The sequence below is a fragment of the Paractinoplanes hotanensis genome (assembly GCF_023717965.1).
In the GTDB taxonomy this organism is placed as follows: domain Bacteria; phylum Actinomycetota; class Actinomycetes; order Mycobacteriales; family Micromonosporaceae; genus Actinoplanes; species Actinoplanes polyasparticus.
This window is the reverse complement of record NZ_JAMQOL010000058.1, coordinates 53,860-79,032: the sequence shown is the minus strand read 5'-3', so window position 1 is coordinate 79,032 and position 25,173 is coordinate 53,860. Positions and strand designations below refer to the sequence as shown.

Sequence of the window (25,173 nt, the reverse complement as noted above, 5' to 3'; positions counted from 1 at the left end):
AGGGACTTCATCGTGTGCTCATCTTGGTCGTCCTACCTTGCTGGGTCGTGACGTGGCCACCATGGTCACGTCATCGGTCGTTCCGTGCGGTATGACCGCACGGATGTGCTCGGCCAGCAAACCGGTGTCAGCAACACCGGTGAGTCGCAGCGCCCGCCCGAAGGCGCGGCGCCGCTCCGCCAGCGCGAAGCAAGCCGGATCGGGATGCAGATGCGCTCCCCGGCCCGGCAGTCGGCGGCCCGGATCGGGCTGGAGCCGGAGGTCAACCCCGGAACCGGCCGCGACGAACCGAATCAACTCGGAGGCCGGCGCCCGCTTGCGACAACCGACACACGTCCGCCAAAAAACAGCGCGCGTCGAGCCGACCATTCGAAAGTCTACTCCTCGTGCGTCCGGAACGCGTATCCGGTCAGCTTCCCGCCTCGGCCGCATCACGGTCGGCCGAGGTGGAGGGGGCGGCCGGCTCGTTGTCCGGGCGGATGTCGATGCGCCAGCCGGTGAGCCGGGCGGCGAGCCGGGCGTTCTGCCCTTCGCGGCCGATCGCCAGCGAGAGCTGGAAGTCGGGCACGGTCACCCGGGCCGTACGGCTGGCCGCGTCGACCACCTCGACCCGCAGCGCCTTGGCCGGCGAGAGCGCGTTGCCGACGAACTGGGCCGGATCCTCCGACCAGTCGATGATGTCGATCTTTTCGCCCTGCAGCTCGCTCATGACAGCCCGGACACGCTGACCCATCGGGCCGATGCAGGCGCCCTTGGCGTTGACCCCGGGCACCTTCGAGTGCACCGCGATCTTGGTGCGGTGACCTGCCTCACGGGCGATCGCGGCGATCTCGACCGTGCCGTCGGCGATCTCGGGCACCTCGAGCGCGAACAGCTTCTTGACCAGGGCCGGGTGCGACCGCGAGAGGGTGACCTGGGGGCCGCGGAAGCCCTTGACAACGTGCACCACGATTGCCCGCAGCCGGGAGCCGTGCTGGTAGGGCGCCTCGCCCGGCACCTGCTCGGACAGCGGCAGCACGGCCTCGATCTTGCCGAGGTCGACCAGCACGATGCCCTTCTCGGCGCGGGCCGCGTCGGCCTGCACGATTCCGGTGACCAGGTCGCCGTCGCGGCCCGCGTACTCCCCGAAGTGCTGCTCGTCGGTGGCCTCGCGCAGCCGCTGGAGGATGACCTGCTTGGCTGTCATCGCGGCGATGCGGCCGAAGTCGTGCGGGGTGTCGTCCCACTCGCGCACGACCGTGCCGTCGGCGTCCAGTTCCTGGGCCAGCACCGAGGAGACGCCGGTCTTGCGGTCGATCTCGACGCGGGCGTGGCCCTGCGCCCCCTCCGTGTGCCGGTAGGCGGTGAGCAGCGCCGTCTCGATGGCCGCCAGAATTGTCTCGAACGGGATCTCCCGCTCGCGCTCCAGGGCGCGCAGCGCCGCGAGGTCGATGTTCATTCCCCGCCCTCCCCTTCGTCGTCGTCTTCGTCGTCGTCGCCGAAATCGGCCTCGTCCAGCCGCTTGAACTCGATCTGCACCTTGCCCGCGCCCAGCTCGTCGAAGCGCAGCTCGCGGGGCTTGCCGTCGACGTCGAGCACGATGCCCTCGTCGCCGGCCTCGACGATCCGGCCGGTCAGCCCGTTGACCGCGACCAGCCGGCCGCGGTTGCGCCGCCAGTGGCGGGGCAGGGTGAGCGGCCGGTCGATGCCCGGCGAACCGACCTCGAGCTGGTATTCGCCGGCGAGCACCTCGCCCCCCGACTCCTCGGCCGCGTCGAGCGCGGCCGAGATCTCGCGGGAGACGACGGCCACGTCGTCGAGGCTGATGCCGCCGTCGGTGTCGACCAGCACGCGCACCACGTGGCGGCGGCCGGCCCGGGCGACGGCGACGTCTTCCAGGTCGTAACCGGCCGCGGCGACGACGGGTTCGATCACCGCGCGCACCCGCGCCCGGGCGGCCGTCAGGTCGACGCGCGGGGCGGCGGGGACGCGGGGCTCCTCGTCCTCGCGGCGGCGCCGTGCCCCGGGCTTCTGTCCAGGCCGGGCGCCGGCGCGACCACCACGCTGCGTCATCGGTGCTCGACCCTCTTTCAAGAATTGGACAAACGACTGTATGCCGCCGGGCCGGACAGCCCCGCGGCTGAGACAGAGCGTAACGCGCTGCGCCGCGCGCCGGTTCAGCGCCGCACCGTTTCCGCGCCATCCGCAGGTCATGGCGCGTGGCCCATGGTGTTGACTGGCGCGGTGCGGATGAGTGTGACGCGACACAGCCGGCGACGGCTGCTCGGCGCCGCGGCCGGCCTCGCCACCGCCGGCCTGAGCGGCTGCGGACTCCTCGACGACGACCCCGCGCCACCCGAGGCGCCCGACCCGCTGCAACCGCTGCTCGACGAGGCGCTGGCGCTGGCCGCGTCCTACGATCGGGCGATCCTGAGCCAGCCCGGCTTGGCCTCGCGGCTCACTCCCCTGGCCGACGACCACCGGGCCCACGCCGCCGAACTGGCCGGCGTGATCGGCCGGGCGCTGCCCTCGACCGGGACGAGCTCGGTCGCGAGCGGGCCTGCCGGCGCCGCTGCCACCACGATCGCCGCGCTGCGCACGGCCGAGCAGGCGGGACAGAAGTCCGCGACAGCCGCGTGCAAGGCCGCCCCACCCGAACGGGCCGCGCTCGTCGGGTCGATCGCCGCGTGCCGGGCCACCCACGCCGAGGCGCTGCGGTGAACCCGCAACTGGGAGCCGCGCTCGCCGCCGAAGAGGCCGCGATCTACGCGTACGGAGTGATCGGCGTCCGACTGAACAGCCGGGGCGACGAGACCGAGGCGCGCGCGGCCGAGCAGGCCCATCGTGGCCGCCGCGACTACCTGGTGGCCCGCCTGTCGCAGCTCAAGGCCAGTTCCGCCCCCTCGCCGGCCGGCTACGAACTGCCGTTCCCGGTGACCGACCGGGCGAGCGCGCTCAAGCTGGCGATCCAGGTCGAGGACGGCGTGACCCAGTCGTGGCGGCCGGTCCTGGCCGTGACAACCGGCAACGACCGCGGCACAGCTCTGGCCGCGATGACCGAGGCCGCCGTGCGAGCCACCCGCTGGCGACGCCTGGCCGAGGTCACTCCCGCGACGCTGGCGTTCCCCGGCCGCCCCGAATGACGGCTTTGGTCCTTTCCTAGCTACGCGCCGTAGACCTACCGGATACGCATGGATGCCCGAGAATGACGGGGTGCAGGACGAGATCGACTTCACCTCCCCGCGGGGCCGCCTGGCCACCCGGCTGCGCGACGTGATCGAGCACCGCTGGCGGGCCGAGGTGCAGGCGATCGGCGTGCACGGCTCGCTGGCCCACGGCGACGACCGGGACGGCAGCGACGTCAACCTGACCGTCGTCACCTACCGGCCGGGCGCCGGCCCCCGGTCCGTGCTGCGCAAGGTGGACGGCGTCCTGGTCGACCTGCGCGTGGTGACCGGTGAGGAGGGTCTGCGCCAGGCCCGGCAGCTGACCCCGCGCTGGCCGCTGGAGGCGGAGCGGTTCGTCACCACCCGCGGGCTGCTCGACCCGGACGGCTGGTTCGCCCGCCAGCGCGACGCCCACCTGGGCCGGCTCGCCGAGACCCGTCCGCCCGAGTTCAGCGGCCTGGCCCGGCACGACTGGCAGATCGCCGCGGCCGCGCACAGCCGGGCCGTACGCCTGGCCGAGTGGTACGAGACCGACACCGCGCTCGTGATGATCGCCGAGTCCCGGCTGCATGCCGCCCTGGTCGCGGGCCTGCTCACCCGCACGTACTTCCGCAATGCGGCCGATGCGGTCAGGCGCACCGGCCTGGCCGGCGCCGACGTGCAGGAGCTGGGCGGGGTGCTCAAGGAACAGGCCGGCGAGCTGACCGCCCGGGGCAAGCCGGTCGACGGCAACCTGGCCCTGTTGTTCGAATGATTCAACCTTGAGCAGCGGGATGAGCGCGCCCACGGCGAAGCACACGAACGACGAGCCGGCCGCCGGAGACGTCGGCGTGGTGGTGGTGCTCCCGCACCGGGGTCACGGCAGGGTCAGGATCTCGGCGCCGTCGTCGGTGACCACCAGGGTGTGCTCGAACTGCGCCGTCCACCGGCGGTCCTTGGTGACCACCGTCCAGCCGTCCTTCCAGACGTCGTACTCGTAGGCGCCGAGGGTGATCATCGGCTCGATGGTGAAGGTCATGCCCGGTTCCATCACCGTGTCGAGACGCGGATTGTCGTAGTGCGGGATGTAGAGCCCGGAGTGGAACGTCTCGCCGATGCCGTGGCCGGTGAAGTCACGCACCACGCCGTAGCCGAAGCGACGGGCGTACGACTCGATGACCCGGCCGATGACGTTGATCGGGCGGCCCGGCGCGACGGCCTTGATGCCGCGCATCATCGCCTCATGGGTGCGCTCGACCAGCAGCCGGGCCTCTTCGCTGGGCTCGCCGACCAGGAAGGTGGCGTCGGTGTCGCCGTGCACCCCGTCGAGGTAGGCCGTGACGTCGACGTTGATGATGTCGCCGTCCTCGAGCACCGTCGAGTCGGGGATGCCGTGGCAGATGACCTCGTTGAGCGAGGTGCAGCACGACTTGGGGAAGCCCTTGTAGCCCAGGGTGGACGGATAGGCCCCGTGGTCGCAGAGGAACTCGTGCACCACGGCGTCGATCTCGTCGGTGGTGACACCGGGCTTGCAGTGCTCACCGGCGAGCTGGGTGGCCTGCGCCGCCAGCCGCCCCGCGACCCGCATCTTCTCGATGGTCTCGGGGGTCTGCACGTGCGATCCGCGCCACTCTTTAGGGCGCTTCTTGCCGACGTATTCGGGGCGGACGATCTGCGCCGGGACCGCCCGCCAGGGCGACTGCTGTCCCGGCGCCAGTGGGGCGCGAACGGTCATACCCTCAGCCTATAGCGGGCGCCACGGCCGGTCCGTCGACGCCGGTTGTGGCGACCGCCGCACCATAACGGCTCTGTTGAGGCCGATCGACCGGTTCTTGCCGCTCCCGGGCCCCTGTGTAATCGTGTCAGCGTGGATCAAGAACGGGCGGACCAGAACTTCACGGCCACGTCGGCAGTGGAGGCCGACCGGGTCGTCGTGACGGTCACCGGCGAGGTGGACATGTCCACGGCCGACGCCATGTTCGAGACCGGCACGCGCGACGGCCGGCCCGCGGCGACGATCGACCTGCGGGCGGTCAGCTTCTTCGACTCGGCCGCGATCCACGCGCTGCTCCGGCTGGCCGAGCACTACGGCGACCGGCTGACCGTGCTCCCGTCGCCGCAGGTGCACCGCGTGCTCGAGATCTCCGGGCTGTCGACCCAGCCCTGGCTCAGCGACTGAGCCGCCGCCGCAACGTCACCGCGGTGCCGGCTCCCGACCGCACCACCGACAGTTCGGTCAGCGCGCCGATCAGCGCCAGTCCCCGTCCGCGGAAGCCGCCCGACGCGCTGGGCCGCCAGCGGCCCGTGTCCCGCACGGTGACGACCACCGAGTCGTCGGTCACCGCGGCCTCGACCGTGATGCTCGCCTCGGCCGGGTCGACCGGGTGCTCGATCGCGTTGGCCGCTGCCTCCGACACCGCCACGGTGAGGTCGAAGACATCCGCCTCGGGCACGTCGTTGCCGAGCAGGAAGTCGTCGAGGCGGCGGCGCAGGACGCTGAGCCGGGTCGGCTCGGCCGGCAGCCGCAGCACGAACTCGCGCGGCTCGGTCGCCTCGAGCGCGAGCAGCGCGATGTCGTCCCGCCGGGGTCGCCGGGCCGCCTTGGCCAGCAGCGCGTCCAGCAGGTCCTCGACGTGCTCGGCGGGCTTGGCGGCGTCGCTGATCAGTTCGGCCAGCCCGGCGTCGATGCCGGTCTGCCTGTCCTCGACCAGGCCGTCGGTGTAGAGCAGCAGCCGGGAGTTGCCGGGCACGTCGGCCCTGAGCGTCGGATACTCCACGTCGGTGAGCGCACCGATCGGCGGCCCGAGGGCCGAGGTGTAGAGGAACGAGCCGGCCTCGCCCGGCGGCACCAGCACCGGCGGCGGGTGGCCGGCCGACGAGTAGTGCAGCCGGCGCTGCCGCGGGTCGAAGCGCACGCAGACCACGGTCGCGAACTGCCGCCGGCCCAGGTTGTCGACCAGCCGGTTGAGCCTGGTCAGGGCATCGCCGCAGTCGAAGCCCTCGAGGATGTAGGCCCGGAGCGCGTTGCGCAGCTGGCCCATGCCGGCCGCCGCCTGCACGCCCTTGCCGACCACGTCCCCGATGATCAGGAACACCTGCTCGCCGGGGGCGGCGATCACGTCGTACCAGTCGCCGCCGACCTCGGCCTCGGAGCTGCCCGGCAGGTAGCGGCTGGCCACGACGGCGCCGGGCACCCGGGGCAGGGTCTGCGGCAACAGGCTGTGCTGCAGGGTGCTGGCGATCCGGTGCTCGGCCTCGTAGAGCCGGGCATTCTCGAGCCGCAGCCCGATGATGCGGGCCAGCTGGGTGAGCACCGCTGGTTCCGGGGTGCCCTGCGGAGAGGCCCACACCCGCAGCTCGCCGACGGTCGCGCCGGACGTGTCGGGCAGCGGCAGCACGACGTCGGGCCGGGTCGCGGGGTCGGCGCCGGCGTCCACTTCGGCCCGGGCGCCGGGCACGGTGACCACCACGCGGCCGGCCGTGGTCATGTCGCGCACGTGCCGGGCGGCGATGTCGAGCACCTCGGCCGTGGTGCGCACGGTGCTCACCGCGACGGCCGTGTCGACCAGCCCGCGCAGCCGGCTGATGATCTCGCGACGGGCCTGGCCGAGGTCGAGGTTGGCCCGCACCCGGGCGGTCAGGTCGCGCGCCGAGAACGGCTTGACCAGGTAGTCGTCGGCGCCGGCGGCGAGCCCTTCGCTGGACGCCTCCTCACCCGCCCGCGCGGAGAGCACCACGATGGGCATCTGCCGGGTGCGTTCATCGGCGCGCAGGGCGGCGATCAGGCCGAAGCCGTCCAGGCGGGGCATCATGACGTCGGTCAGCACCAGGTCGTACTCGTTGCGCTCGGCCAGTTCGAGGGCGGCCCGGCCGTCCACCGCGGTGGTGACGTCCCACAACGGGCGCAGCAACCGGGCGAGGTGGTCGCGCAGGTCGGCGTTGTCGTCGACCAGCAGGATGCGGCCGCGGCGGCGACCGGTCACATCGGACGGCGGGCCGGGCAACGGCGCCGGCTCGTCGCCGGTCCACCAGTGCTCGGCCTCCTCGACGTACGGGCGGCTGTCGAACTCGGCCACCACGCGCTCGCCGCCGCCGGAGAGGCGGTCGGCCGGCAGATGGGCTGTGCCGAACGGGACGGTGACCGTGAAGACGCTGCCCTCGCCGGGCTCGCTCTCGGCCCAGGCCGAGCCGCCGTGCAGCTCGGCCAGCTCGCGCACCAGGGCGAGGCCGATGCCGGTGCCCTCGTGGCTGCGCGACCAGGCCCCGGTGACCCGGTGGAAACGGTCGAAGAGCAGCGGCAGCTGGTCGGCCGGGATGCCCACGCCGGTGTCGTGCACGGTGAGCTCGGCCCCGCGGTCGGTGGCCCGGACGCGGACCTCGATGCGACCCTGGCGGGTGAATTTCACCGCGTTGGAGAGCAGGTTGAGGACGATCTTCTCCCACATCTCCCGGTCGACGTGGACCGGCGCGGGCAGCGGCGGCGCGTCGACCGTGAGCACCAGGCCGGCCCGTTCCGCAGCCGAACGGAACGTGCTGGCCAGCCGGGCTGTGTAGTCGGCGAGGTCGGTCGGCTGGTAGGCGGCGCGCAGCCGGCCCGACTCGAGCCGGGAGAAGTCGAGCACGGTGTTGACCAGCTTGAGCAGCCGCAAGCCGTTGCGCTGCATGGGCAGGAGCCGTTCGCGCTGCCCGGCGGGCAGCGCGGGGTCGTCGAGCAGGTCCTCCAGCGGGCCCAGGATCAGGGTCAGCGGCGTACGGAACTCGTGGCTCACGTTCGAGAAGAAGTTGGTCTTCGCCCGGTCCAGGGCGGCGAGCTCGACAGCCCGGGCCCTTTCCTGCTCGTACGCCCGCAGGTTGCCCACGGCCCGCGAGATCTGCGCCGCCGCCAGCTCCAGGAAGTCGCGGTAGCCGCCGCTCAGCGCCAGATAGCGGCTGACCCCGACGACCAGCGCGCCGGCCCGCTGCGTGCCCACGCTGACCGGCAGCACGAGCGCCCGGTCGGCGGCCGAGGGCGGCGCATCGGCGATCTCGCGAAGGGTCGCCGTCGCCTGCTCCCCCGTGTCGATCACCCGGCGCACGACCGGGTGCAGCGGCCCGGGCTCGTTCCCGTCGTCCACGAGGACGAGCTCGGCGTACGGGACGTCGGCCGCGTTCTCGGCGAACACCGCCGACACCTCGGCCGCCAGGGCCGCCTGGTCGGGCGAGTCGGCCAGGCGAGAGCCGAGCGCGCTCAGCGTGCGCACCCGCCGCTCGCCGAGCACCCGCCCGGTGGTGTCGGAGACGATGCAGAAGATGCCGTCGACCTGGTCGTCCGCGGTGCGGACGGGGTCGTACGAGATGTCGAAGTACGTCTCTTCGAGGAAGCCGTGCCGATCGAGCATGAACGGATGATCGGCCGCCCAGAACGCCTCGTCCTCAGCCCGTACCCCGTCGAACAGGAGCTTGAGCACCGACCACGCCTCGGCCCACATCTCGCTGCCGGGGCGCCCCAGGAAAGTGGGGTGCTTGTCGCCCACAGCCGGGATGTAGGCGTCGTTGTAGAGGGCGCAGTACTCCGGGCCCCAGAAGATCACGATCTGAGCCCGCGAGGCGAGCATCGTGGCCACCGCGCTCTGCAACTCCGGCGGCCACCCGGCGGGGTGCCCGATCGGGCTGGCCGACCAGTCGAGCTCGAGCATGCGGCGGCCCATCTCGCCGCCCCGCTCGAAGGCCGCGCGGAGCCGGCCCGGAAGGACGTCGTCCGAGCTCACGCCCCTGACCCTCCCGCTCGTTGGACCAATCGGTTCGGTTCAGCACCGTAACATCGCGGCGCGACCCCGGCGCGCCGGCGGTCAGGCGGCGAAGGCTTGCGGCTTCAATCCGGAACGCCGGGCCGCCGCTTCCACGAGACCGGCGAAGACACGGAGGTCGCTCGTGCGCTCGGGGTGCCACTGCACGCCCACCGCGTACGCGTGGTCCGGATCTTCCAGGGCCTCGATGACCCGGTCGTCGGGGCACCAGCCCGTCGGCGTGAACGAGCCCGGGTCGTCGACAGCCTGGTGGTGGAACGAGTTGACGATCGTGTGCCCGCCCAGCAGCCCGCGCACGATGGAGCCGGGCTCGGTGATCAGGTCGTGCCGCCCGTAGGCGGAGGCGTCCGCGGCCAACGGGTCGGTGCCCGCCGCGGCGCGGTGCCGGTCGTGGCCGATCACGTCGGGCAGGTGCTGGTGCAGCGAGCCGCCGCCGACCACCGCCATCACCTGCATGCCCCGGCAGACGCCGAGCAGCGGCAGGTCGGCCTCGAGCGCGGCCCGCATGAGCAGGATCTCGGCGTCGTCCCGCTCCTTGTCGATCTCGGTCGCCGGATGCCGTTCGGCTCCCCAGTAGGCCGGGTCGATGTCGCCGCCGCCGCTGAAGACGATGCCGTCGAGCGAGTCGAGGACGTCCGCGCCGGGATCGTCCGGGGTGATCAGCACCGCACGGCCACCTACGGCGTGCACGGCTCGCACATACGTCATGGGCAGCATGCCTGCCATGAGGTCGTTACCGCCGTACTGGACCTGCTGGGCGTACGCGGTCATGCCGATGAGGGGCCTGCGCATGTGGTGCTTTCCTCCTTAGCTGTGGTGCCGGCGCGCCGCGGCGACGAGCGCGCCGAAGAGCCGTTCGTCACGAACGACTTCGGGGTGCCACTGCACCCCCAGAACAAACCTTCGGTCCGGATCCTCGACTGCTTCGGCGAGGCCGTCCTCGGCGCGCCCGGTGACTGTGAGCTTTCCGGCATCGGCCACGCCCTGGTGGTGGAAGCAGTGAATGGCGAGGTCGTCACCCATCAGGCCGGCGATGCGGCTGCCGGGCTGGAACGACGCGTCGTGCTCGCCGTAGACGCCGGGCGCCGGGCGGTGCTTCTCATGACCGACAACGTCGGGCAGATGCTGGTGCAGGGTGCCACCGGCGGCCACCGTGAGCAGTTGCATGCCACGGCAGATGCCAAGAACGGGTACGTCCGTGTCCAACGCCCGCCGGACGAGGAGCATTTCCGCCCGGTCCCGATCGGGTGATGTGACCGTCAGCGGCCCGGGCTCGGCGCCGTAGAACTCGGGGCTCAGATCGGGGCCGCCGGCCAGCACGAGACCGTCGAGCATCTCCAGCACATCGGTGTCCTCGTGCTCCGGCAGAAGCACGGGACGGCCGCCCGACTGGATGACCGCGGCCACGTAGTCGTGCGAGATCAGCGTGGTGGGCAAATCACGCCAAATGCCCCAGGTGGCCGTTTCCACATAGGTCGTGATGCCGATGATCGGACGCATCTCGTCACCGTAGCCAGATCAAGTTTCGGATCAACCGCGGAACGGCTGAGAAAAGGGGGCGCGGGGGGGGGGGGGGGGGGGCGGGGGGGGGGGCGCCCCCGGGGGGGGGGGCCCCCCCCCCCCCCCCCGGCCCCCCGGGCGGGGGGCCGGGCGCCCCCCCCCCCCCCCCCCCCCGCGCCCGGGTCCTTCTGTCCCACCCGCACCGGGATCGACCAGCGCGAGCAGGGATTCGACCCCTGCACCCGACGATTCGGGTGTAAGGGACGGGTGCCCGTGTAAACGGAGTCTTAAACAATCACAGCGGAGTTACATAGGCGCCGGTGATTCCGCCGTCGACCACGAACTGCGACGCGGTCATGAAGGACGCGTCGTCGCTGGCCAGGAACGCGACCGCCGCCGCGATCTCGTCGGGCTCGGCGAACCGGCCCATCGGCACGTGGACCAGACGGCGGGCAGCCCGCTCGGGGTCCTTGGCGAACAGGTCCATCAGCAGCGGGGTGGCGACCGGGCCCGGGCACAACGCGTTGATGCGGATCCCCTCCCGGGCGAACTGCACACCCAGTTCCCGGGTCATCGCCAGCACCCCGCCCTTGCTCGCGGTATAGGCGATCTGCGAGGTCGCGGCGCCGAGCAGGGCCACGAACGACGCCGTGTTGATGATCGAGCCCCTGCCCTGCCGCTGCATGTGCGGGATCGCGTACTTGCAGCAGAAGAAGACCGACGTCGTGTTGACCTTCAGCACCCGCTCCCAGGCGTCGAGGCCGGTGACCAGAATGGAGTCGTCGTCGGGTGGCGAGATGCCGGCGTTGTTGAACGCGATGTCGACCCGGCCGTGGCGCTCGGCGACGCCGTCGAAGAGCGCCTTGACCTGCTCCTCGTCGGACACGTCGCACGCGACGAACTCGCCCTTGGTCTCGGCGGCGATCGCCTGGCCGGCCTCCTCCGAGATGTCGACGGCGACGACCTTGGCCCCCTCGGCCGCGAACCGCCGCGCGGTGGCGAGTCCGATTCCGCTGCCGGCGCCCGTGATGACGGCGACGCGATCCTGCAAACGCTCCACTTAATCTCCCATGGCCAGGAATACGTTCTTGACGTCGGTGAAGGACAAGAGGGCATCGGGGCCCAGTTCACGACCCAGTCCGGATTGCTTCATGCCGCCGAACGGGGTCCAGTAGCGCACCGAGGAATGGCTGTTGACGCTGAGCGCTCCGGTTTCGACGGACCGCGAGACGCGCAGCGCCCGGCCGAGGTCCCGGGTCCAGAGGGAGCCCGAGAGCCCGTACTCGGTGTCGTTGGCCAACCGGACGGCGTCGGCCTCGTCCCTGAACGGCAGCACCGAGAGCACCGGACCGAAGACCTCCTCGCGCCAGTGCCGGTCGGCGGTCGAGTGGGCGAGCAGCACGGTCGGCGGGAACCACCAGCCTTCGCCCTGGGGCGCCGCACCGGCAAAGGCAAGATCAGACCCTTCGACGTACGACGCCACGGCCGCCCGGTGACCGGCCGAGATCAGCGGGCCCATCTCGGCGGTGGCGTTCGACGGCTCCTCGACCCGGAACGACTTGACCGCCGGTTCGAGCAGCGACAGGAACTTGTCGTACACCGACTCCTGCACGAGCAGGCGCGAGCGGGCGCAGCAGTCCTGCCCGGCGTTGTCGAAGACGGACGACGGCGCGCTCGCGGCCGCCTTCTCGAGGTCGGCGTCGGCGAAGACGATGTTGGCGCTCTTGCCGCCCAGCTCCAGGGTCACCCGCTTCACCTGGTCGGCCGCGCCCGCCATGATGCCCTTGCCGACCTCGGTCGAGCCGGTGAAACAGATCTTGCGTACGGCCGGATGGGTCACGAACCGCCGGCCGACGACCGAGCCCTTGCCGGGGACGATCTGGAACACGTCCTCGGGCAGGCCGGCCTCGAGCGCCAGCTCGCCGAGGCGGATCGCCGTCAGCGGGGTGAGCTCGGCCGGCTTGAGCACGACCGTGTTGCCGGCCGCCAGCGCCGGGGCGAAACCCCAGCCGGCGATCGGCATCGGGAAGTTCCAGGGCACGATGACGCCGACCACGCCGAGCGGCTCGTGGAACGTCACGTCCAGACCGCCGGCGACCGGGATCTGGCGGCCGCTGAGCCGCTCGGGCGCTCCGGCGTAGTAGTCGAGGACGTCGCGCACGTTGCCCGCCTCCCAGCGGGCGTTGCCGATGGTGTGGCCGGCGTTGCGCACCTCCAGTTCCGCCAGCTCGTCGATGTGCGCGTCGACAACGGCCGCGAACCGGCGCAGCAGTCGGGCCCGGTCGCCGGGCGCCACGGCTCGCCAGGCCGGGAACGCCCGCTGGGCCCGCTCGATCGCGGCGTCGGTCGCGGCCAGATCCAGCGACGGAACGGTGGTGAAGACCGCGCCCGTCGCCGGGTTGATCACGTCAGTAGTCGTCACAGATCCCATGGTCACATGCGTTCGAATCCGCGGCGCAGCTCCCAGTCGGTGACGGCGCGGTCGAAGTCGGCCAGCTCCACCTGGGCCATGTTCGCGTAGTGGCCGACCACGTCGGGGCCGAACGCCGATTGCGCCACCTCGCTGCCCAGCCACAACTGCTGGGCCTCGCGCAGGGTGGTCGGCACGCGGTCGGCCGTCGCGTCCTCGTACGCGTTGCCCGGCGTCTCCGGCTCCAGCTCGAGCTCGTTCTCCAGCCCGTGCAGCGCCCCCGCGACCAGCGCCGCGATGGCCAGGTAGGGATTGACGTCCCCGCCCGGCACCCGGTTCTCGACGCGCATGCCCTGCCCGTGGCCGGCGATCCGGAGCGCACAGGTGCGGTTGTCGACGCCCCAGCGCAGCGCGGTCGGGGCGAACGACCCCGGCTGGTACCGCTTGTACGAGTTGATGTTGGGCGCGAAGAGCAGGCTGAACTCGCGCATCGTGGCCAGCAGCCCGGCCAGCACCCGCTGCCCGGTCACGCTGAGATGCGCCGGCCCGTCGCCGAGCATGGCTGACTTGCCGTCGGCGCCGCGCAGCGAGAAGTGGATGTGGCACGAGTTGCCCTCGCGCGCGTTCGGCTTGGCCATGAAGGTCAGCGCCATGCCCTCCTGGGCGGCGATCTCCTTGGCCCCGTTCTTGTAGATCACGTGGTTGTCGGCGCAGGTCAGCGCGTCCGCGTAGCGGAAGGCGATCTCGTGCTGGCCCAGGTTGCACTCGCCCTTGGCGCTCTCGGGCAGCAGTCCGGCGCCGTACATGTCGTTGCGGATGCGGCGCAGCAACGGCTCGACCCGGGCCGTCCCGAGCATCGAGTAGTCCACGTTGTACTGGTTGGCGGGGGTCAGGTCGCGGTATCCCTTGTCGAACGCCTGCTCGTACGTGTCCCGGTAAAGAACGAATTCAAGTTCGGTTCCCGCGTACGCGGTGAGGCCGTGCCCGGCGAGCCGGTCGAGCTGCCGCTGGAGGATCTGGCGGGGCGACGCGTAGACGGGCTCGCCGCCGGTCGTCTCGAGGTCGGCCAGCACCAGCGCCGTCCCCTCCTGCCAGGGCACCCGGCGCAGGGTCGTGAAGTCCGGCTTCATCACGAAGTCGCCGTAGCCACTGGCCCACGAGGACATCTCGTACCCGTCCACGGTGTTCATGTCGACGTCCACCGCGAGCAGGTAGTTGCACCCCTCGCTGCCCCCGCTGACCACCTCGTCCATGAAGTAGCGGCCGTGCAGCCGCTTGCCCTGCAGCCGCCCCTGCATGTCGGTCAGCGCCAGCAGCACCGTGTCGATGCTCCCGTTGTCGACGGAGACGTCCAGTTCCTCGAGGTCCATCAGGTTGTCCCCTTGTGAGAGGAGGCCGGACGGGGGTGATCCCGCCCGGCCCCAGGCGATCATTCGGTCGGCATCGTCGTTTCGCCGTGCGCGGCCTTCTCGATCAGATTCTGCTTCGGCCCGGTGAACCACTTGCGGGCGCTCACGAACCACCAGATCGTGGCGAAGGCGATCACGATCAGCACCGCGAAGATCGTGTAGTTGAAGTTGCTCGCGGTGATCGGGCCGGCCGTCGGCAGCACGAAGAGGACACAGATGACGACCACCCAGACGATCGCGAGCCACCCGATCGGCGCGCTCCACTTGCCGAGGCTCCACGGTCCGGGCTGGAAGTCGGGGCTCATCCGGCGCAGGAACACCGGTCCGACGTACGCGATGTAGAGGCCGATCACGGCGATCGAGGTCGCTGCCAGGTAGGCCGTCGTGTTCCACAGCGACGGCAGCACCAGCAGGGTCGACAGCGTGACGCACAGCCAGATGGAGTTGGTCGGCGTTCCCGTACGCGGGTTGACCTTCTTCCACAGCCGCGAGCCGGGCAGAGCGCCGTCCCGGGCGAAGGCGTACGACATCCGCGAGTTCGCGGTGACCGAGGCCATGCCGCAGAACCACTGCGCGACCATGCAGATGAAGAGCAGGAAGGTGCCCGTGTTGTGCCCGGCGGCGTCGATGAAGATCTGCGCGGGCGGCAGTCCGAGCTCGGTGGTGCGCTCGGCCTCGTAGTCCTGGATCGACCAGGTGATCGCGGTGAGCAGCACGAAGCCGGCGATCACCGAGACCACCACGGACAGCACGATGCCGCGCGGTGCGGCCCGGGCGGCGTCGTGCGTCTCCTCGGCCACGTGCGCTGACGCGTCGTACCCGGTGTAGGTGTACTGCGCCATCAGCAGACCGATGAGCACCGCGTAGACCCCGGCGCCGGCGAAGGTGAAGCCGGTGGCGTTGTGCACCTCGGTGAAGACCTCGGACAGCGGCTTGTGGTTGTCCGGCACGATCGCGAGGACGCCCACGATCACCGCGACGCCGACCAGGTGCCACCAGGCGCTGACGTCCGAGAGGACCCGGACGAGGTTGACGCCGAACGTGTTGAGCAGGCCGTGCACGATGATGATGACCAGGAAGATCAGGAACGTGCGGCCGGTGGTGACCTCCATGTCGAAGGTCAGGCTCAGGAAGGCCGACGTGGTGATCGCCGCGCCGAAGTCGATGGCGGCGGTGACGGCGACCTCGCCGAGGAAGTTGAACCAGCCGATGAACCAGGCCCAGGCGGGCTTGTTGCGTTTGGCCAGTGCCGCCGCCCACCAGTAGAGCGCGCCGGCGGTCGGATAGGCCGAGCAGACCTCGGCCATGGCCAGGGCCACGAAGGTCACCATGACGCCGACGAACAGCCAGCCCAGGGTGATGGCCATCGGGCCGCCCGCGGTCATCGCGATGCCGTAGGAGGTGATGGCGCCGGCCAGAATGGAGATGATCGAGAAGGAGACCGCGAAGTTCGAGAAGCCGGACAGTCGGCGATGCAGTTCCTGCTGATAGCCGAGTTGGGCAAGGCGTTCTTCGTCGGTGGTGGGTGCGGGGTTGACGCTCATGTGCGGCTCCCTTACCGAGGGGTTGCTGTGACCGAGGCCACGGCGTGCCGTGATGATCTCCCCGCTGTGTTACGCACGTCAATGCGGAGCGTTAATTGCGTTGCCCGCGAACGGCAGCCCGCCGCACACTCATAGCCAGACGCGGGCCCTCGGCAGGCTTCGCGAGTTCCCCGGAGCAGCCATCGGCGCCCCGGGCCCGCGGCGGCGCGGGGCGCGGTCACCTCTCTCTCACGCGGCATCGCCGCGCCCTGCGCCCGTCCCGCGCCGCCGCGCTCACACCCCAACCGTCACCTGCGATAACACGAATACCTTTTGCGATTTGTCCAAAAAATCTACAGCGTCGGCCCTAGAAATCCGGGAGTGATCGGAATAGAGTCTGTGTCGTCGGCCACGCACAGCCGACAAGCACATGGCACAGACCCTGAGTTGGCTAAGGAGGACGAGATACCGCAGCAACGCGCAAGCGCAACGTCCCCGACCCGACAAGAGGTGATCGCAGCCGATGCCCTTCACTCAGGTGGTTCGCTAGCGGCACGCAGGCGGACGACCGCATGCGCCGGCGACGGCCGGCACCAGAATTGAAAAGCCAAGGCCCCGGTTACCCGCCGGGGCCTTGGATTGTGCACCCCCTGGTCACCCCCGGAAGGGCACGATGAGCACGACCTTCGACGACGCCGACTTCCCGGCGTACACGATGGGCCGCGCCGCCGACATGATCGGCGTTACCCCGGCCTTCCTCCGCAGCCTGGGCGCCGCGGGCCTGATCGAGCCCGAGCGCTCCCTCGGCGGCCACCGCCGCTACTCCCGTCACCAGCTTCACCTCGCCCTGCGCGCCCGCCAACTGCTCGACGAGGGCATCCAGCTCGGCGCCGCCTGCCGCATCGTCACTTTGGAAGACCGGCTGGCCGCCGCCCACCGCCGCATCAGCGAACTGGGCGGTGTCCTGACCCCCGAGGACGACGCCGACATCCCCACGCAGACCCACCCGGACATCGCGAAGCCCCGCTATTTCCGCGCCGGCCGAACAGAGATGCCCGAGGGCCGCGCGACCTGAGCTCGCGCCCGGACGTGTGGGAGCCTGTGGGCATGCGCAGCCTCGACGACTGGCAACGCCCCGGGCCGACCCCGCGCCAGCGCCGCATCGACCTGGTCATCGGCCTCGTCGTGGTGGCCGCGGCGCTGTTCCACGTCATGCTCAGCCGCAGCGTCGGGCTGTTCGTGTGGGGCGTCGAGCGCAGCGCGGCCGAGCACCTCGCGTTCGCGTTCGCCGTCACCGTCCCGCTGATCTGGCGCCGCAGCCACCCCGAGATCGTCCTCGTGGTCATCGCCGTGGTGTTCGTCGCGGGCCAGGTCCGCGAGGCGCAGGAGATTCAGTTCGCCTCGGGCGCGATCTTCGCGGCGATCTACGCCGCCGGCGCCTGGGGCCGCGACCGGGGCCGTTCGCGCTGGCTGCGGATCACGGTCATCGCCGTGATGTTCGGCTGGCTCGCGATCGCCTGGCTCATAGCGGCCGAGTCGATCGACGCGAGCGACTTCGCCGACGGCACCGGCGAGCTGCCCCCGCTGCTGTCCGCGCTCGTCGCCCAGGTGCTGATGAATCTGGTGGTCTTCGGCTTCTCCTACTTCTTCGGCGAGACCGCCTGGCTGTCCGCCCGCCGCGAGGCCGCGCTGGTCGAGCAGGCCGAGCAACTGCGCGAGGCCCGGGCGGCGGCCGAGGAGCGCGCGGTCGTCACTGAGCGCATGCGGATCGCCCGCGAGCTGCACGACGTCGTCGCGCACCACGTGTCGGTCATGGGCATCCAGGCCGCGGCGGCGCGCCGGGCCATGGACCGCAACGCCGACACCGCCCGCGACGCGCTCACCTCGGTCGAGGAGGGCGCGCGGACGGCGGTCGACGAGCTCCACCGGATGCTGGGCGCCCTGCGCACGGCCGACGAGCCGGTCTCCGCGCCCAGCGCCGGCGTCGACCGCGTGGCGGAGCTGCTCGACCGGGTGCGCGAGGCCGGGCTCACGGCCGAGTACGCGGTCTACGGTGACCCGGTGCCGCTGCCCGACTCGACATCACAGGCCGCCTACCGGATCGTGCAGGAGGCCGTGACGAACGCGCTCAAGCACGCGGGAGCGACCACGATCGACGTCCGGCTGCGCTATCTGGCCCGCCAGCTGGAGGTCGACGTGGCCGATGACGGGCGGGGCGCCGCGGCGGCGGCCGGCGACCGCGGGATGGGGCTGATCGGCATGCGGGAACGGGTGGCCTTGCTCGGCGGCGCGGTCGAGACCGGCAACCGGACGGCCGGCGGCTACCGCGTACGCGCCCGGCTGCCGCTGGTCCCCGCGCAACGGGTCGGGGCGTCGTCGTGATCCGGGTCCTCCTCGCGGACGACCACCGGCTGGTCCGCACCGGCTTCCGGGTGATCCTCGGGCTCGAGGACGACATCGAGGTCATCGGCGAGGCCGAGAACGGCGCCCAGGCCGTCGAGGCGACCGCCCGGCACTCCCCCGACGTCGTGCTCATGGACGTCGAGATGCCCGGCATGGACGGCCTGGAGGCAACCCGCCGGATCGTCGCCGCCGGCGGTGGCCCGTCCGTGCTGATCCTCACCACGTTCGACCGCGACGACTACCTGTTCGCGGCGCTCGAGGCGGGCGCGAGCGGCTTCCTGCTCAAGAACAGCTCGCCGGAATCGCTGGTCGAGGCGGTCCGTGTCGTGGCCCGCGGGGACGCCCTGCTGGCGCCCGAGATCACGCGCCGGGTGATCTCGGCCTTCGCCCGGCCCGGAACGCCGCGGGCCGAACCCGCTGCCCGCCTCGGCGAGCTGACCCCGCGCGAGCACGAGGTGCTGGTCGAGCTGGCCGGGGGCGCCACCAACGCCGAGATCGCCGCCGCCCTGCACCTCGGCGAGACCACCGTCAAGACCCATGTGAGCCGCGTGCTGACCAAGCTCGGGGCCCGCGACCGCACGCAGGCGGTGGTGCTGGCGTACGAGTTGGGGGTCGTCCGCCCGGGCGGGTAGTCCTCCCCGCGAAGGACCCCGTGGATCATGCTCGAGCCGGACGCGTTCGCCGACCGTATCGCCTAGCGTCGAAGGCATGCTGAACGTCGATTCCGTCAGCCGCAGCTTCGGTGACCGGGCCGTCCTGAGGAACGTCTCGTTCCCCGTCGGGAGCGGCAAACTGACCGGCTTCGTCGGCGCGAACGGCGCCGGCAAGACCACTACCATGCGGATCATCCTCGGCGTGCTGGCCGCCGACAGCGGCGAGGTGACGCTGGACGGCAAGCCGCTGACCCGCGAGATCCGCCAGCGGTTCGGCTACATGCCCGAGGAGCGTGGGCTGTACCCGAAGATGACCGTGCAGGACCAGGTCGTCTATCTCGGGCGGCTGCACGGCCTGAGCCGTGCGGCGGCCGAGGAGCGTACGGCCAGACTGCTCGAGCGGCTCGGGCTGGGCGAGCGGGCCGGCGAGAAGCTGGAGAAGCTGTCGCTCGGCAACCAGCAGCGGGCGCAGGTGGCGGCCGCGCTGGTCCACGAGCCCGAGGTGCTGGTGCTCGACGAGCCGTTCTCCGGCCTCGACCCGATCGCCGTCGAGACGATGGTCGACGTGCTGCGCGACCGGGCCTCCGCGGGCGTGCCGGTGCTCTTCTCGAGCCACCAGCTGGAACTGGTCGAGCGCCTGTGCGACGACCTCGTGATCATCGCGGACGGCGAGATCCGGGCCGCCGGCGACCGGGGCGCGCTGCGCGCCCAGCACGCCCTGCCGCGCTACCAGCTCGTGGTCGACACCGACGCCGGCTGGCTGCGGGACCAGCCCGGAGTCACGCTGCTCGACCTCGATGGCCCTCGGGCGGTCTTCGACCTCGACCCCGGCTTCGACGACCAGAAGGTGCTGCACGCCGCGCTCGAACGGGGCCCGGTGCGGTCGTTCGGCCCGGTCGTCCCGTCCCTGACCGAGATCTTCCGAGAGGTCGTCCGATGACCACCTACGACGCCGCCAAGGTCGTCGCCGCCCGCGAGATCCGGGTGCGGCTGCGCGACAAGACGTTCATCTTCAGCACGGTGTTCTTCCTGCTGTTCGCGATCGCCGTCACGGTGCTTCCGGTCCTTTTCTCCGACAGCTCCGACAAGGTCGCGGTCGCCGACCAGGCCATCGCCGCCCGCCTGCAGCAGCAGCCGGACCTCGAGGTGCGGGTGGTCGCCGATGACGCGGCCGCCGAGCAACTCGTCCGCGACGGCGAGGTGGAAGCGGCCGTGGTGGCCGGCCCCGAGGTCATCGCCATGCAGGACAGGCCGGGCGAGGTGGTGAACGCGCTCAGCACACAGCCGCCGGTGCGGCTGCTCGACCCGGACGCTGTCGACCCGTTCCTGGCCTACATCGTGCCGTTCGCCCTCGCGTTCGTCTTCTTCTTCACGTCGTTCCTGTTCGGCCTGCAGATCGCGCAGAGCGTGACCGAGGAGAAGCAGACCCGCATCGTCGAGATCCTGGTCGCCAGCGTGCCGACCCGGGCCCTGCTCGCGGGCAAGGTCGCGGCGCTCACCCTGCTGGCGTTCGGGCAGGTGGCGCTGATAGCGATCGTGACGCTGATCGGCGCCCGGCTGGCCGGGCTCGACAGCGGGGTGCTGACCCTGCTGCAGCCGACGATCGGCTGGTTCGTCGCGTTCTTCCTGGTCGGCTTCGTGATGCTGGCCGCCCTGTGGGCCGGGGTGGGCGCTCTGGCGTCGCGCCCCGAGGACCTCAACGGCGTCTCGCAGCCGGTGCAGATGGCGGTCATGCTGCCGTTCTTCGCGGTCATCTTCCTGGGCGAGAACGAGTCCGCGATGCGGATCCTCTCGTACATCCCGTTCTCGGCGCCGATCGCGATGCCGACCCGCATCTTCAACGGCGACGCCGCGGGCTGGGAGCCGTTCCTCACCCTGGTGATCATGGCCGTCACCGGGGCCGGCCTGCTCGCGGCGGGCGCCCGCGTCTACGAGGGGTCGCTGCTGCGCACCAACGGCAAGACCTCCTGGGCCACTGCCTGGCGCTCGCGCACCACAGGCTGACCCCTCTTCGGCGGCACCATCGCTTTACGCGGCGGTGCCGCCGACCCGGCGCACGGGCCAGTCCACGGCCACCGATCGACGCACACACCTTGATGGTGGACCTCACTGCCCGGGCCAGGCAGGATCATCGGCATGTCGATGCGATGGGGCATGACCGTTCCGTTGAGCGGGATCCCGCTGTCCGAGCACGCCGCGGTCTACCGGACGCTGGCCGACGCCGGCTTCACCGACCTCTGGACCTCGGAGGTAGCCGGCTCGGACGCTTTCACCCCGCTCACCCTGGCCGCCGCGTGGGCACCCGGCCTGCGGCTCGGAACGGCGGTCGCGCCCGTCTTCACCCGGGGCCCCGGCCTGCTGGCGATGACCGCGGCTGCCCTGGCCGAGACGGCGCCCGGCCGGTTCCAGCTCGGCATCGGCGCCTCGTCGCCCGTGGTGGTCGGCGACTGGAACGCCGCCGAGTTCACCGAGCCCTTCCAGCGCTGCCGCGACATGCTGCGCTTCCTGCGGCCGGCGCTCGCGGGCGAGCTCGTCGACGGTCAGTTCGAGACCTTCTTCGTACGCCGGTTCCGCCTCGAACGCCCACCGGCCACGCCTCCGCAGATCATGCTGGCCGCGCTGCGCCCCGGCATGCTCCGGCTGGCCGCGGCCGAGGCCGACGGCGTGATCCTGAACTGGCTCTCCGCGCGGGACGTCCACACCGCGCTGGCCGAGGTCAAAACCGACAAGCCCGACTTCGACGTGGCCGCCCGCATCTTCGTCTGCCCTACCGACGACGCCGGCCACGCCCGCCGCCTGGGCCGCCGCATGATCGCCGCGTACCTCACGGTGCCGGCCTACGCCGCCTTCCACCGCTGGCTGGGCCGCGAAGAGGTGCTGACCCCGATGTGGCAGGCGTGGTCGTCGGGCGACCGCAAGGGCGCCCTGGCCGCGATCCCCGACGAAGTGGTCGACGACCTTATCGTGCACGGCTCGCCCGAGGAGTGCCGGGCCAAGGTCGAGGCGTACGTCCGGGCCGGCATCACGGTGCCGGCCATGGCCCTGCTGCCGACCCCCACATTGGACTCGGGTGACACGTCCGCCATCCTCGACCTGCTCACCGCCCTCGGCCGCTGACCAGAGGGCGGGTCACCGTCGTCAAGGCGACCTGCTCGACCCTGGGCGACCGACTCCAGCGGCCGTTGGCGTGGCCCCGGTTCGGCCACCACCAGGGACCTCGCATTGCCGTCCCCAAGCCGGTCAGGCACCCCGGCCCGACCAACTCCGACCTTGCCGGGGTGCCGCCGCCTTCACGCTGCCGGCGACCGTTTTATCCGCCTCGACCCGGAATGATCACCCTGACGACGGCCGGCGCCAGACCGCGACCACGTGGCTGAACGCGGGAGGGTGCCGCCGGTCCGGCTGCCAGGCATGGGAGCGCTACCAGTTTTGCCCGGAAAGCGACTGCCCGAGGCGGGCGCGGGGAAACTACGATGCCGCTCATGGCATTGATCCACAAGGCGACTCTGAGTCCCACCAAGGTTGAACTGCTGGCGGCGTGGCTCCCGGGCCGCTCGTGGTTCGCGGGCAAGGCCGGCGCCCCGGTCGAGCGGGTGGCATCCTACCGCTTCGACGACCCGGAGGGCGAGGTCGGCATCGAAACGCTGCTGGTCACGGCCGGTAGCGGCATGACCTACCAGGTGCCGCTGACCTATCACGGCGCCCCGGTCGAGGGCGCCGAGCAGTGGCTGGTCGGCACGACGGAGCACTCGACGCTGGGCATGCGCTGGGTGTACGACGCCACCGGCGACCCCGTCTACGCCGAGGCGCTGGCGCAGGCCCTGCTCACCGGCAGCGGCCAGGCCCAGGAATTCATGGAGGTCGACGGGCACCTCGAGCCCCGCCAGCCCAGCATGAACATCACGACCAGCAACATCTCCACCGACATCGCCGAGGCCCGCGCCGTGACCGCGATCCTCAGCACCGACCCGTCCGACCCCACGGTCATCGAGACCGACAAACTCACCCTGACGGTCCCCCGCCTGCTCAACCACGCCGTCTCCCCGCCCGGCGCCGTCCTGTTCGGAACGTGGCCCGGCCAGCCGGCTTCCATCGCCCTGGCCTTCGCCAATCCCCGCTGACGATTACCCCCTCCCCCGAGCCTCCCGCCATGAGGCCCACGAGTGGCGGGACCAATTTCATCCCCGCGCCTCCAGGCCGCACCCAGCCACCTCCGCGCGCCACCGCTCCACCGCTGCGCGCCGCATACCACCGCCGCTCCACCGCCGCGCGCCGCATACCACCGCCGCGGCTCAGGTCCGCACCCAGCTACAGCGGCGCGCTGCACCCCAGCGCCGGCCGCAAGCCGGCCACCACGGCGCGTCGCATCCCCACCACGGCGCCACAAGCCGAAACCCGGAACGCCCAGGTGGCCGCTAGTCAGCCGGAATGGCCGCGTCAACTCCTTGCCTGGAACGGCCACGCGTTCCGTTCACGCCGCTGGTCGGAAGTCGGGTACGGCTATGCGTTGCAGTCAGGCCGTCCGCAGCGGCGGGTTGCCCCGTGGCGGCCAGGCGTACGGCGCCGGCGTCGCGGGTGAGCCGTGCGTCGGGTGCCGTTGGGCGCTGCCCACGCCGCGTACCTCCGAAAAGGCGTGACAGGCGCGCTGGAGCTGGACCACCGCCCGGTCCTCCAGGTCTAGTGACAGCACGGCGCTGACCGGGAAACGCGGAAAGGCGCACCCCCGTGGAATGCGCCTTTCGTCGAGCCCGCCTGATCACCGGGCCACCCTTACTCGCTGTCGGCGAGGATGGCGTACAGCTTGCGCTTGGTTTCGTTCAGGATTTCCAGGGCCCGCTGCCGCTGCTCGGGCGTGCCGTTGAAGCCGACCTGCTTGAGCGCGCCCATGATGCCGACCGCGGCGTCGCGGAAGTCCTGCACCTGGGACATCGTGTCGTCGCCGATGCTCGCCCACGGCGGGTTCTCGCCGGCGGTCTCGGCCTCGGCGCGGCCGGCGTCGGTCAGGTGGTAGCTCTTGCGGCCGCCGGCTGCCTCGGCCTCGATGAGGCCCTCGTCCTCGAGCAGTTGCAGCGTGGGGTAGATCGAGCCGGGGCTGGGCCGCCAGATGCCGTTCGTGCGGGAGTCGAGCTCCTGGATCATCTCGTAGCCGTGCATGGGGCGCTCGAGAAGCAGCGCCAGGACGGCGGTGCGGACGTTGGGACGTGAGCCGCGGCCGCCGCGCCGGGGGCCGCGACCGCCGGGACCGAACGGGCCGCCGGGACCGAAGCCACCGCCGCCGAAGTCGCCGGGGCCGCCGAAGGGGAACCCGGGCGGGAAGGTGAAGCCGCGGGCGCGGAAGCCGTGGTGGCCGTGGTGGATGTTCCTCATGACTATCTCCGATCTGTTGCCGATACGTAGACGATATATCGGCAACAGATCGGCGACAAGGGTTTCTTCGCGGGAAGGGGTTGCGACGGGCGTGGAGGGTCGCAGATCTGGCAATGTGATAGCTGTGCTGACGGTGCCGATTCGCCAGCTCGGTGAGTCCGAGCGCGCGCAGGTCGAGAGAGTCCTCGACCGTGATCCCTACGCCGGCGCCCAGATCGCCGAGCGGGTGGCGGCGCACGGGCTGAGCTGGTGGCGCTCCGACGGTCGGATCTTCGGGTACGGCCAGGGCCGTCGCGTCGAGTCGATCATCTGGTCGGGCGCTCATCTGGTGCCGGTCTGCTCGACGCCGACAGCCACGGCGGCCTTCGCCGAGGTGCTCGGGTCCGAGCCGCGGATCTGCTCGTCGATCATCGGGCGGTCCGAGGCGGTGCTCGACCTGTGGGACAGGCTGGGCGGGCAGTGGGGCCGGGCCCGCGACGTGCGCCCGCATCAGCCGCTGATGGTCGCCGACCGCGACCCGTCGATCGCGCCCGACCCCGAGGTGCGGCTGGTGCGGCCCAGCGAGGTCGACGCCCTGTTCCCGGCCGCCGTGGCGATGTACACCGAAGAGGTCGGCGTCTCGCCGCTGCTCGACGACGGCGGACGCGGCTACCGGCGGCGCATCGCCGAACTGGTCAAGGGCAAGCGGGCGTACGCGCGATTCGTCGGCGACCGGGTCGTGTTCAAGGCCGAGCTGGCGATCGTCACCAACCGGACGACGCAGGTGCAGGGCGTCTGGGTCGACCCGGAGTTCCGCGGCCGGGGCCTGGCCGCGCCGGCGATGGCCGCTGTGGTGCGCGACGCACTGCGACGTGTGTCACCCACGGTCAGCCTCTACGTGAACGACTACAACGCGGCAGCACGGCGGGTCTACGCCAGGTGCGGCTTCGTGTCGGCCGGCTCGTTTGCGACGGTCCTGTTCTAGACGTATGAAGCCCCGCCGAAGCGGGGCTCCATC

General features: G+C 71.4%; 24 protein-coding genes. 12 read left to right on the top strand and 12 right to left on the bottom strand.

Annotated elements, in window-relative coordinates:
• Window positions 1-18: 18 nt before the first annotated feature.
• From LXN57_RS37960 to rimP, 3 genes are read right to left on the bottom strand one after another with little or no spacing between them, the layout of a single operon-like run.
• Window positions 19-369, bottom strand: a complete 351-nt coding sequence (locus tag LXN57_RS37960; protein ID WP_251803052.1) for a YlxR family protein — start codon at window positions 367-369, stop codon at window positions 19-21.
• Window positions 370-409: 40 nt separating this feature from the next.
• Window positions 410-1,438, bottom strand: a complete 1,029-nt coding sequence (gene nusA / locus LXN57_RS37955; protein ID WP_251803051.1) for a transcription termination factor NusA — start codon at window positions 1,436-1,438, stop codon at window positions 410-412.
• Window positions 1,435-2,052 (bottom strand): ribosome maturation factor RimP, encoded by a 618-nt coding sequence (rimP, locus tag LXN57_RS37950; RefSeq protein ID WP_251803050.1) that lies wholly within the window; start codon window positions 2,050-2,052, stop codon window positions 1,435-1,437. Before rimP ends, nusA begins: the two co-directional genes overlap by 4 nt.
• A 177-nt stretch (window positions 2,053-2,229) precedes the next feature.
• Between rimP and LXN57_RS37945 the strand changes: the two genes are divergently transcribed.
• The 3 genes from LXN57_RS37945 to LXN57_RS37935 are packed head-to-tail and all read left to right on the top strand — an operon-like array spanning window position 2,230 to window position 3,900.
• Window positions 2,230-2,700: a hypothetical protein gene (locus tag LXN57_RS37945; RefSeq protein WP_251803049.1), complete on the top strand. Its 471-nt coding sequence runs from the start codon at window positions 2,230-2,232 to the stop codon at window positions 2,698-2,700.
• Window positions 2,697-3,122 (top strand): ferritin-like domain-containing protein, encoded by a 426-nt coding sequence (locus LXN57_RS37940; protein ID WP_251803048.1) that lies wholly within the window; start codon window positions 2,697-2,699, stop codon window positions 3,120-3,122. Before LXN57_RS37945 ends, LXN57_RS37940 begins: the two co-directional genes overlap by 4 nt.
• A 52-nt stretch (window positions 3,123-3,174) precedes the next feature.
• Window positions 3,175-3,900 (top strand): nucleotidyltransferase domain-containing protein, encoded by a 726-nt coding sequence (locus LXN57_RS37935; RefSeq protein ID WP_251803047.1) that lies wholly within the window; start codon window positions 3,175-3,177, stop codon window positions 3,898-3,900.
• A 102-nt stretch (window positions 3,901-4,002) separates the two neighbouring features.
• Here LXN57_RS37935 and map read toward each other — a convergent pair whose 3' ends face one another.
• Window positions 4,003-4,860 (bottom strand): type I methionyl aminopeptidase, encoded by an 858-nt coding sequence (gene map, locus LXN57_RS37930; protein ID WP_251803046.1) that lies wholly within the window; start codon window positions 4,858-4,860, stop codon window positions 4,003-4,005.
• Window positions 4,861-4,992: 132 nt separating this feature from the next.
• On the opposite strand from map, the gene LXN57_RS37925 reads away from it, so the two are divergent.
• On the top strand, window positions 4,993-5,304 hold the full coding sequence (locus LXN57_RS37925; protein ID WP_251803045.1) for an STAS domain-containing protein: 312 nt from the start codon (window positions 4,993-4,995) through the stop codon (window positions 5,302-5,304).
• Here the strand turns inward: LXN57_RS37925 and LXN57_RS37920 are convergent.
• From LXN57_RS37920 to LXN57_RS37890, 7 genes are all read right to left on the bottom strand, one after another.
• The gene (locus LXN57_RS37920) at window positions 5,294-8,812 is read right to left on the bottom strand and encodes a SpoIIE family protein phosphatase (protein WP_251803084.1); all 3,519 of its coding nucleotides are present in this window, start codon (window positions 8,810-8,812) and stop codon (window positions 5,294-5,296) included. The genes LXN57_RS37925 and LXN57_RS37920 overlap by 11 nt on opposite strands.
• 141 nt (window positions 8,813-8,953) lie before the next feature.
• Complete coding sequence (locus LXN57_RS37915) at window positions 8,954-9,703, bottom strand: gamma-glutamyl-gamma-aminobutyrate hydrolase family protein (protein ID WP_251803044.1); 750 nt, start codon at window positions 9,701-9,703, stop codon at window positions 8,954-8,956.
• A 15-nt stretch (window positions 9,704-9,718) separates the two neighbouring features.
• The gene (locus LXN57_RS37910) at window positions 9,719-10,411 is read right to left on the bottom strand and encodes a gamma-glutamyl-gamma-aminobutyrate hydrolase family protein (RefSeq protein WP_251803043.1); all 693 of its coding nucleotides are present in this window, start codon (window positions 10,409-10,411) and stop codon (window positions 9,719-9,721) included.
• A gap of 295 nt (window positions 10,412-10,706) precedes the next feature.
• Window positions 10,707-11,471, bottom strand: coding sequence for a 3-oxoacyl-ACP reductase (locus LXN57_RS37905; RefSeq protein ID WP_251803042.1), 765 nt, complete (start codon window positions 11,469-11,471; stop codon window positions 10,707-10,709).
• Window positions 11,472-12,842 (bottom strand): aldehyde dehydrogenase family protein, encoded by a 1,371-nt coding sequence (locus LXN57_RS37900; protein WP_251803041.1) that lies wholly within the window; start codon window positions 12,840-12,842, stop codon window positions 11,472-11,474.
• A 2-nt stretch (window positions 12,843-12,844) separates the two neighbouring features.
• Complete coding sequence (locus LXN57_RS37895; RefSeq protein WP_251803040.1) at window positions 12,845-14,191, bottom strand: glutamine synthetase family protein; 1,347 nt, start codon at window positions 14,189-14,191, stop codon at window positions 12,845-12,847.
• A 59-nt stretch (window positions 14,192-14,250) separates the two neighbouring features.
• Entirely contained in the window at window positions 14,251-15,774 is a 1,524-nt protein-coding gene (locus LXN57_RS37890) for an amino acid permease (protein WP_251803039.1), read from the bottom strand.
• Window positions 15,775-16,426: 652 nt separating this feature from the next.
• Here LXN57_RS37890 and LXN57_RS37885 point away from each other — a divergent pair.
• The 7 genes from LXN57_RS37885 to LXN57_RS37855 all read left to right on the top strand — a co-directional run bounded on the left by LXN57_RS37885 (window position 16,427) and on the right by LXN57_RS37855 (window position 22,930).
• Entirely contained in the window at window positions 16,427-16,828 is a 402-nt protein-coding gene (locus tag LXN57_RS37885) for a MerR family transcriptional regulator (protein WP_251803038.1), read from the top strand.
• A gap of 32 nt (window positions 16,829-16,860) precedes the next feature.
• Entirely contained in the window at window positions 16,861-18,135 is a 1,275-nt protein-coding gene (locus tag LXN57_RS37880) for a histidine kinase (protein WP_251803037.1), read from the top strand.
• Complete coding sequence (locus LXN57_RS37875) at window positions 18,132-18,788, top strand: response regulator (protein ID WP_251803036.1); 657 nt, start codon at window positions 18,132-18,134, stop codon at window positions 18,786-18,788. The genes LXN57_RS37880 and LXN57_RS37875 overlap by 4 nt, the downstream gene beginning before the upstream one ends.
• A 76-nt stretch (window positions 18,789-18,864) precedes the next feature.
• Window positions 18,865-19,749, top strand: a complete 885-nt coding sequence (locus LXN57_RS37870; protein WP_251803035.1) for an ABC transporter ATP-binding protein — start codon at window positions 18,865-18,867, stop codon at window positions 19,747-19,749.
• Window positions 19,746-20,813 carry an ABC transporter permease gene (locus LXN57_RS37865; protein WP_251803034.1) on the top strand — a complete coding sequence of 356 codons (1,068 nt, stop codon included), beginning with the start codon at window positions 19,746-19,748 and terminating at the stop codon, window positions 20,811-20,813. Before LXN57_RS37870 ends, LXN57_RS37865 begins: the two co-directional genes overlap by 4 nt.
• Window positions 20,814-20,963: 150 nt before the next feature.
• Window positions 20,964-21,926, top strand: coding sequence for an LLM class F420-dependent oxidoreductase (locus LXN57_RS37860; protein ID WP_251803083.1), 963 nt, complete (start codon window positions 20,964-20,966; stop codon window positions 21,924-21,926).
• A gap of 365 nt (window positions 21,927-22,291) precedes the next feature.
• Window positions 22,292-22,930: a CG0192-related protein gene (locus LXN57_RS37855; RefSeq protein ID WP_251803033.1), complete on the top strand. Its 639-nt coding sequence runs from the start codon at window positions 22,292-22,294 to the stop codon at window positions 22,928-22,930.
• A gap of 649 nt (window positions 22,931-23,579) precedes the next feature.
• On the opposite strand, the gene LXN57_RS37850 is transcribed toward LXN57_RS37855, so the two are convergent.
• Window positions 23,580-24,176, bottom strand: coding sequence for a PadR family transcriptional regulator (locus LXN57_RS37850; protein ID WP_251803032.1), 597 nt, complete (start codon window positions 24,174-24,176; stop codon window positions 23,580-23,582).
• 124 nt (window positions 24,177-24,300) lie between these two features.
• Between LXN57_RS37850 and LXN57_RS37845 the strand changes: the two genes are divergently transcribed.
• Window positions 24,301-25,140, top strand: a complete 840-nt coding sequence (locus LXN57_RS37845; protein WP_251803031.1) for a GNAT family N-acetyltransferase — start codon at window positions 24,301-24,303, stop codon at window positions 25,138-25,140.
• The last annotated feature ends 33 nt before the right edge of the window (window positions 25,141-25,173 follow it).